Raw genomic sequence first — 2526 nt, forward strand, 5'->3', positions numbered from 1 at the left:
TCACTATTCAATTTGTAGGCATATCCATTCAATCACCAAAAAAAGTAATATATCAATATAAACTCGAAGGCCTGGATCAAAATTGGAGCTCCCTCACCAATCGCAGTGAGGCAACGTATGCCAATCTTCCACACGGTAAATACTTTTTTAAGGTAAAAGCCATGAATGGTGAGGGTCTGTGGAGCAGTGAGTTGAGTTATCCTTTTTTGGTTCGGCCCCCTTGGTGGCGCACCTGGTGGGCCTATAGTTTGTATGCCTTTTCAGGATTATGCTTTTTGTATGGTTTAAGGCAATATACCGTAAACAGGGAGCGGATGAAGCATGAGCTTAAGATTCAAAAACTGGAGGCCGAGAAAATGCACGAAATCGATCATTTAAAGTCCCGCTTCTTTGCCAATATATCCCATGAATTCCGAACACCGCTCACCCTGATCCTGGGTCACCTGGATAAATTCCTGGCCCGCTCTCCGGAAGATAACCCGGATCAGCCTGCTTACCGGATGATGCACCGGAATGCCCGACGCCTGCAGCAGCTGATCAATCATTTGCTGGACCTCTCCAAGCTGGAAGCGGGCAGTATGAAACTGGATTTAAAACCAGCCGACCTTATCGCCTTTTTAAAAGCATTGGTTTTTTCTTTTACCTCACATGCCGAAACCAAAAAAATACAATATCATTTTAAATATCCTCATGATCATCCGGTAGTTTACTTTGATGCGGATAAGCTGGAGAAGATCATTACCAATCTGCTTTCAAATGCCTTTAAATTTACCAAACCGGGAGGAAAAATAACCGTAACAGCCCTCATTGAAACTGCCGATAAAAAATCACTTCCCGATACATTCAGCGATACAGCGCCATCATCAACTGCCGGGATGTTGGAATTAAGAGTGGAGGATAGTGGTGCAGGCATACCCCGGGACCAGCTTGACAGGATTTTCGATAGATTTTACCAGGCCGACACTTCCCATACCCGGGAGCAGGAAGGCACCGGAATAGGGCTTTCCCTGGTCAGGGAACTTGTGGAATTGCATTCAGGAGAGATTAAAGTGGAAAGCCAGCCCGGTCATGGTAGTTGCTTTACCGTTCGCTTACCTGTGCTTCTGGCAGACTTTGAAGAAATTGCAATCACGGAACCTGCTTTGGATAATAATCATAAAATAATAAATCCAATAATCGATACCGGGGAATTTAAACCATCGCCTGACGTTGCTCCTGCTAACGACGATCCGGAAGCACCTTTGGTCCTTATAATAGAAGACAATGCAGATGTGCGTTCATTCATCAGAGAAACGATGCAGCCATTATACCATGTAATGGAAGCAGGCGATGGTGAAGCAGGGTATAAACAAGCTGTTAAAACTATTCCCGATCTGATACTCAGCGATGTGATGATGCCGAAGATGGATGGAGTGGAATTGTGCGGCAAGCTGAAAGAAAATGTGAATACTGCCCATATACCGATTATATTACTTACAGCCAAAGCCAGCGGGGGAGATAAGTTAGAAGGCCTGGAAACCGGTGCGGATGACTACCTGATCAAACCTTTTGAGGCTGCTGAACTTTTGGTTCGCATTAAAAACCTGATAGACAACCGCAAAAAGTTAAGAGAAATCTTCAGCCGGGAAATTACGCTGCAACCTTCTTCTGTGGTTGTCTCTTCAGTAGATGAGAAATTTTTGCAGCGGATTTTGCTTATAATAGAAGAACATATAGGAGACGATACTTTTGGGGTGGAAGAGTTTGGCAGGGAAGCAGGCATGAGCAAAACCCAGTTGTTCAGAAAGCTTAAAGCCCTGACCAATCATGCACCCGGGGATTTTATCCGCATCATGCGCCTGAAAAGAGCTGCTGATTTACTCTCAAAAGGTGCAGGCTCAATTGCAGAGGTTGCTTTTCGGGTTGGATTTAACGATCCCTCTTATTTCACCAAATGCTTTCAGAAGGAATTTGGAAAAACCCCATCTGAATTCGTAGCAACTAATGTTCTAAAATAACTTTAGGCTACATAATCATACTATTTATAAAACTTTACGGGCGAATGATGGTACCGTCAAATTTCCTAACCGTCCAGTTGGACTTTGTGTGCATGGGGTATTTGGCGGCTAACTTTTCGTTTATATCCACGCCCAAGCCAGGGACTTCGTTGACTGACATGTATCCGTCCTTCATGGTAGGGGAGCCTGGGAAAATTTCTCTGGAGAGATCGTTGATCCTAGCCGCCTCCTGAATTCCGAAATTCCAAACTGCCAAATCGATATGGGCATTTGCGGCATGACCTACCGGCGAAACGTCTCCCGGTCCGTGCCAGGCCGTTTTAATCCCATAAAACTCACCGAGCCTGGCCACTTTCATGGCAGGCGTTATGCCTCCAATCTGGGAAATATGAATCCGGATGTAGTCAAACAAGCGATTGACCATCGGTTCTTTGAATTCATTGATATTATTGAACAGCTCGCCCATGGAAAGTGGGACGGAGGTAGCATTTCGCAGTTCTTTGAACCATTCCATCTGTTCAGGTGAAAA

The 2526-nt window shown here is 44.9% G+C and carries 2 protein-coding genes; one reads left to right on the top strand and one right to left on the bottom strand.

Annotated elements, in window-relative coordinates:
* A partial coding sequence (locus ACEW8O_RS17265; protein ID WP_373495873.1) for an ATP-binding protein occupies nt 1–1997 on the top strand: 1997 nt, incomplete at its 5' end.
* Nucleotides 1998–2031: 34 nt separating this feature from the next.
* On the opposite strand, the gene ACEW8O_RS17270 is transcribed toward ACEW8O_RS17265, so the two are convergent.
* Nucleotides 2032–2526, bottom strand: a 495-nt coding sequence (locus ACEW8O_RS17270; RefSeq protein ID WP_373495874.1) for an enolase C-terminal domain-like protein, incomplete at its 5' end; no start/stop codon positions are given.

This window comes from Aquiflexum sp. (assembly GCF_041749095.1).
Taxonomy (GTDB): Bacteria; Bacteroidota; Bacteroidia; order Cytophagales; family Cyclobacteriaceae; genus Aquiflexum.